The sequence below is a fragment of the Synergistales bacterium genome, from assembly GCA_021736445.1.
GTDB lineage: Bacteria > Synergistota > Synergistia > Synergistales > Aminiphilaceae > JAIPGA01.
Genome location: JAIPGA010000112.1, coordinates 1 through 5,276, shown reverse-complemented (window position 1 = coordinate 5,276; position 5,276 = coordinate 1). Strand labels below are relative to the sequence as shown.

The 5,276-nt window shown below is 65.4% G+C and carries 6 protein-coding genes; 3 read left to right on the top strand and 3 right to left on the bottom strand.

The annotated features are described in order from the left end of the window. Window positions 1–136: 136 nt before the first annotated feature. The 3 genes from K9L28_11530 to K9L28_11520 form a co-directional block, all read right to left on the bottom strand. Entirely contained in the window at window positions 137–1,054 is a 918-nt protein-coding gene (locus K9L28_11530) for a dicarboxylate/amino acid:cation symporter (protein ID MCF7936959.1), read from the bottom strand. Between the two features lie 170 nt (window positions 1,055–1,224). Next, window positions 1,225–1,869, bottom strand: a complete 645-nt coding sequence (locus tag K9L28_11525) for a response regulator transcription factor (protein ID MCF7936958.1) — start codon at window positions 1,867–1,869, stop codon at window positions 1,225–1,227. A gap of 22 nt (window positions 1,870–1,891) precedes the next feature. Then, on the bottom strand, window positions 1,892–3,682 hold the full coding sequence (locus K9L28_11520; GenBank protein ID MCF7936957.1) for a HAMP domain-containing protein: 1,791 nt from the start codon (window positions 3,680–3,682) through the stop codon (window positions 1,892–1,894). Between the two features lie 272 nt (window positions 3,683–3,954). Here K9L28_11520 and K9L28_11515 point away from each other — a divergent pair, with 272 nt between their 5' ends. The 3 genes from K9L28_11515 to K9L28_11505 are packed head-to-tail and all read left to right on the top strand — an operon-like array spanning window position 3,955 to window position 5,217. Next, window positions 3,955–4,185, top strand: a complete 231-nt coding sequence (locus tag K9L28_11515; protein MCF7936956.1) for a ribbon-helix-helix domain-containing protein — start codon at window positions 3,955–3,957, stop codon at window positions 4,183–4,185. After that, window positions 4,185–5,048: a PHP domain-containing protein gene (locus tag K9L28_11510; GenBank protein ID MCF7936955.1), complete on the top strand. Its 864-nt coding sequence runs from the start codon at window positions 4,185–4,187 to the stop codon at window positions 5,046–5,048. The genes K9L28_11515 and K9L28_11510 overlap by 1 nt, the downstream gene beginning before the upstream one ends. After that, window positions 5,014–5,217 (top strand): hypothetical protein, encoded by a 204-nt coding sequence (locus tag K9L28_11505; protein ID MCF7936954.1) that lies wholly within the window; start codon window positions 5,014–5,016, stop codon window positions 5,215–5,217. Before K9L28_11510 ends, K9L28_11505 begins: the two co-directional genes overlap by 35 nt. The last annotated feature ends 59 nt before the right edge of the window (window positions 5,218–5,276 follow it).

The window sequence follows — 5,276 nt, the reverse complement described above, 5'->3', positions numbered from 1 at the left end:
CTCTCAAGGCAATCCTAATCTTGCGGTTACCGCAACTCTACTCCAATCGATCCTCTTCACTCACGCAAATCTGCTCGAAAGCATCGGCATTTCCGAAGAGGACTGGCCAGCCATAGAAGACGGATGACGCGAGATATCAGGAAAATGCGGCGCTATTTGTGAAGCTGATCATTTGGGACAGCTGTGCGTCGGCGCAGCGCATGGTCACCGGCAGGGTACCGCTGCTGCTGCGGGTGACAAAGGCCGTGATCATGGCCTCCCTGGCGCCACCCAGGAAGGTGAAGAGGTTGAGCCTGTTCATGGAGAGCAGCCCGCCGTAGACGATGACGATATGCACGGCGTAGCCGATGAAGGCCGCCGCCGTCACGATCCCCAGCGGTCCCACGGCCTTGGCGCCCTGCTGGGCGAAGACCACGGCGATGAGGGCGAAGACGCCGATGGGGGCGTACTGCAGGACCCAGCGCACCACCAGGTACATCACCTCGGCGGCGCCGTCGAAGAAGTTGTAGAGTGTCTCGCCGGCCTTCCGCAGACGGTCGTCGCCGCTGATCTTCAGGTAGCTCACGCCGATGCCGAAGATGATGGCAAAAAAGATCGTGGGGAGCACGTTGCCGCCGGAGAGCGCGGCGAAGGGGTTCGTGGGAATGATGTTCAGAAAGGTCTCCGTCAGCGGCGGCGACTCGGCGATCCGTCCGGCGGCCCCGCTGACGTCACCGAGCTCCAGACCGAGGCCGGGCTTGAAGATGTTGCCCATCAGCAGCCCCACCGCCACGGCGAAGGCCGAGGTCAGCAGGTAGAAGAGGACGATCTTCACGCCCACCTTCCCCAGTTCCGCAGGGCTGATGCTCGCCGCGCCGATCACCAGCGTGGTCAGGATCACCGGCATGACGATCATCTTCAGGAGTCGCACGAAAAGATCGCCGAAGGGCTGGAGCCACATAATCGCCTCGCCGGCCGCAAGCCCGACAACCGCGCCGAGCACAAGACCGGTGAGGATCCGCAAGAGGAGATTGGACTTGAAATACCAATCAAAAATTCCCTGCTTTTCTGCCATACCCAGGTCACCTCCAAAAAGACTTGCTTCCGCAGGAGGATCGCGTGATCCTCTCCGAAGCTAGTCTAGTGGCTCCCCGGAGAGCAAAAAAAGTGACCAGGTAGCGTATCTTTGCCCCTCAGATTGTATACATGGCCTGCTTTCTACACCATTTGGTGAAGACGCAGCCCTCAGAGCTGGTGGAGGTCCCAGTGCATGACCTTCTTGATGAACTCCACCTTGCTGTTTACGTTGAGCTTCCTGTAGATGTTGAGGATGTGCTTTTTCACCGTCGAGGCGGCGATGCAGTGCTGTTCGGCGATCTCCCGGTAGGTGTAGCCGTCGACGATCCCCCGCACGATCTCCTTCTCCCGGGGCGTCAGGCCCACGGCATCGCTCCTGGGGACGCTGTGCTCCCGCTGGAACTCCTCCAGCAGCACCCGGGCCACATTGGGGCTGATCGGCGAGCCGCCGGCGTGGAGCGCCTTGATCTGCCCCACGATCTCCGCCGGCTTGGTGTTTTTGAGGATGTATCCCGCCGCACCGGCCTGGATCGCGCTGAGGATCTTCTGCTCCTCCTCGAAGATCGTGAGGATCAGCACCCGAACCGCCGGATACTCCCTGGTGAGCCGCTCCGTGGCCTCGATCCCCGAGATGCCCCGCAGACCGATATCCATCAGCACGATGTCCGGCGTCCCGGCGCGCCGCAGCGTGTCGAAGAGCTCCTCCGCCGACGGCACGGCGTCCCGGACCACCAGGTCCTCCTCCATGTCCAGGAGATAGCGCAGCCCCTCCCGCACCTCCCGGACATCCTCGCAGATGATCAGTGAAATCATCGTCACACCACCTCGCCCGATGCTACGCAGCGGCGGCGGGGATCGCCAGCCGCACCGTCGTCCCGCCGCCGGGCGGCGAATCCACGTCAAAGGCGCCGCCCAGATAGGCCACCCGATGCCGGATACTGGTGAGCCCATAGCCCTGCCCGCCGGATTCCGTCGCCCCGCCGCGGCCGTTGTCGGCAAAGACCACCGTCACCCAGCCCTCCCGGAACAGCACCCGCAGGGTCACCGCCGTGGCCTCGGAGTGCTTCAGCACATTGCTGGTCAGCTCCTGGAGAATCTTCTCCAGCTCAAAGCGCACCCCCCGCGGAAGGCCGTTGAGCTCCTCGGGCACGCCGGCCGGGCAGCTCAGGGCGATCTCTTTCAGCTCCAGCCGCTTGCGGAGGTTCGCGTTGATCACCCACTCGAAGTCGATGATCCGGCGGTCCCCGTCCTCGGCCCCGCGGAGGATCTCCTTCAGGTCCTCGATCCCCCCTTCGGTGTTCGTCTCGATCCGCCCCAGCATCTCCCGCAGGGTCTTCCCGTCCCGGCCGAGAGCCGACTGGGCCACGGCGTTGGAGATATTGATGTTGGTCAGCCGCGCCCCCAGGGAGTCGTGGAGGTAGCCGTAGATCTTCTCCTTCTCCTCGATCAGGCGGAGCCGCAGGTTCTCCCCCCGCAGCCGGAGCAGATCCTCGGTGCGTCGCTTCACCTTGGTCTCCAGCCCCTCGTGGTACTCCCGGATCGTGTCCACCAGTCGGTTGAACTGCCGCGCCAGCAGGCCGAACTCGTCGCCCCGGTCCTCGGGCACCCGGGCCTCCCGGTCGCCCTCCTCGATCCGCCGGATCACCCGGAGGATGCCGCCCAGCGGACGGGTGATCAGGGTGTTGCCCAGCATTGCCAGGACGATCCCCAGGATGGCGGTGAGCACCCCCTCCAGCATCACGATGGACCGGACGGTCTCCCGGGCCGGCTGCATCAGCGCATTGTAGGGGAAGGCCACCAGCAGCTTCCAGCCCGTCAGGCCGTGGGTTGTGGAGGCCACGAAATAGAGCCCCTCCCGGCCGCGGGGCTCCATGAGCCGCCCCCGGACGTTCCCCTCCAGACCGGCGGCGTCGAAGAGGGTAAACCGGGCCAGCTTGTCGGTCTCCACGCCGTCGGCGCCGTCAAACTGGTTGACGATCACGCGGTTCTCGCTGTTGAGGAGGATCACCTTGCTCTCCTTGTGCGGGGCGAGCGCCCCGATCATCCGCCGGAGGTCCTCCAGCAGGATGTCCAGCCCCAGCACACCGATACGCTCCCCCCGGCTGTTATGGACCGGCAGCGCCCCGGTGATCCCCAGGGCGGGGACACTGGCGTAGAGATAGGGCTCGGAGACCGTAAAGCGCCCCCGCTCGACGGCCTGGCGGTACCAGGGACGCCTCCGCGGGTCGTAGCCCTCCTCCAGATTGGCCGTGTGGTCCACGAAGCCCGGCCCGATCCCCCACTCGTGCATCTCGCCGCCGGTGGTGCCCAGATAGATGGCCCGCAGGTAGTTGCTCCGGGCCCCCACCGCCGCCAGGACCAGCGGCTTCATGGCCTCGGGCCGGATTTCCCTGACCGCCGGGTAGGCGGCGAAGGAGCGGGCGAGCTGCCGCACCTCGCCGAAGAGCGCGTCGATCCGCCAGAGCGTCTGGGAGAGGATCACCGCGGAGAGCTCCCGGGCGTTCTCCAGGGCGGCCTGCTTCTGGGAGTTGTAGGTCACCAGCATGAGCGCACCGAGAAAGAGGACCACCGACAGGATGATCGAGACGATGAACTTGGTGCCCACGCTGTGGAAAAGCCGCATCATCCGCCGCACACCTCCCGTCATCCCCAAGGACCCCGCGGCACCCCCTGCCTCTTTCGCAGATCGCTCCGCCACCACCGGAACCAGCCCGCACCGGCAGGGTTGCCCCCAAAAGGGCCGCCTTCTGCGAAGCAGGGAGAGCCGCCCAGCCGGCGGGACATCGCCCCTCCTCCGCGCTGCTTCCCCCGCGCCGAACAGCGGCGGGCCCCTTGCCCGGACGCAACGATCTATGGTATAACCTGTGAAGACTATAATCAGAGTGCTGGAGGCTCCAAATGGAGAAGGTTACCATCAAGATCCCCAAAAGTCTCTACGAGAAGCTCAAGACCATCACCGGCGACAGCGGCTACAGCAGCGTCACGGAGTTCGTGGTGCACGTGCTCCGCGATCTGGTGTCCTCGGACGCCATCGCCCAGACGAAGGAGCCGGAGCAGCTCCCGGAGCTCACCGAAGAGGAGGTGGCCGCCATCCGGCGCCGTCTCCGCAATCTTGGATATCTGGACTGATGCCTATGTTACTGGATCTGCACACCCATTCCACGGCCTCCGACGGCTCCGAAACACCAGCTTACCTGCTGCAACAGGCGGGGGCAAGGGGCTTCGAGGTCCTTTCCATCACCGACCACGACACCGTGGAGGCCTACGACGATATCTCCCCGGCGGATGTCCCCGCCGATGTGGTGCTGGTGCCGGGGGTGGAGATCAGCGCCGAGTCTCCGGGGACGCTGCATATCCTCGGCTACGGGATCGACACGGGCAACGCGGCGCTGCGGAACGCCCTGGAAGAGCTGCAGTCCTTCCGGGCCCACCGCAACGAGCAGATGATCGCCAACATGCAAAAGCTGGGCTTTGCCATCACCATGGAGGATCTCAGGGCGGTGGCGGGCAACGAGATCGTGGGCCGGCCGCACTTCGCCCGGCTCATGTACGAGAAGGGCTATGTGGAGAGCTTCCAGGAGGCCTTCGACCGCTATCTCAAGAAGGGCGCGCCGCTCTACATGAACAAGAGGCGTCTCGACCCGGAGCGCTCGATCCGGCTGATCCGCGACGCCGGCGGCATTGCGGTGATGGCCCACCCCTACCAGACGAAGCTGGAGGGCGACGAGCTCCGCGACCTGGTGGCCTGGCTCGCCGGGAAGGGGCTGCAGGGGATCGAGGCCTTCTACTCGCTCCACACGCCGGAGCTCACGGAGACCTACCTGGGCTATGCGGCGGAGTTCGGCCTGATGGTGACGGCGGGCAGCGACTTCCACGGCACGGCCAAGCCGGAGATCCGCCTGGGCATGGAGGTTCCCTTCGCCCGGCTGCATCCCTTTCTGCGGGAGGTGCGCACCCTTGCCGGCCTTCGAGCTGCCGCCGGAACTCTATAGCCGCATCGAGGCCTACTGCCGGCAGTGCGGCCGCCAGTCGGTGGAGGGTTTCGTGCTCCAGGCGCTGGAGGCGGCCGTGGACCGCGCCGAGGAGGAGGCCGACGCCCTCAGCCCGGAGGAGGAAGAGGCCCTGCGGACGAAACTCCGGTCGCTGGGATACATCGACTGAAGGCGGCGGCCGCCGCAAGGGACGCTGCACTGCCGCTGCAGGGAGCACACGTAGAGACC

Excerpts from the sequence above, each read along its gene's own strand:
- K9L28_11530 (MCF7936959.1), bottom strand. The coding sequence starts at position 1,054 with ATGGCAGAAAAGCAGGGAATTTTTGATTGGTATTTCAAGTCCAATCTC.
- K9L28_11525 (MCF7936958.1), bottom strand. The coding sequence starts at position 1,869 with ATGATTTCACTGATCATCTGCGAGGATGTCCGGGAGGTGCGGGAGGGG.
- K9L28_11520 (MCF7936957.1), bottom strand. The coding sequence starts at position 3,682 with ATGATGCGGCTTTTCCACAGCGTGGGCACCAAGTTCATCGTCTCGATC.
- K9L28_11515 (MCF7936956.1), top strand. The coding sequence starts at position 3,955 with ATGGAGAAGGTTACCATCAAGATCCCCAAAAGTCTCTACGAGAAGCTC.
- K9L28_11510 (MCF7936955.1), top strand. The coding sequence starts at position 4,185 with ATGCCTATGTTACTGGATCTGCACACCCATTCCACGGCCTCCGACGGC.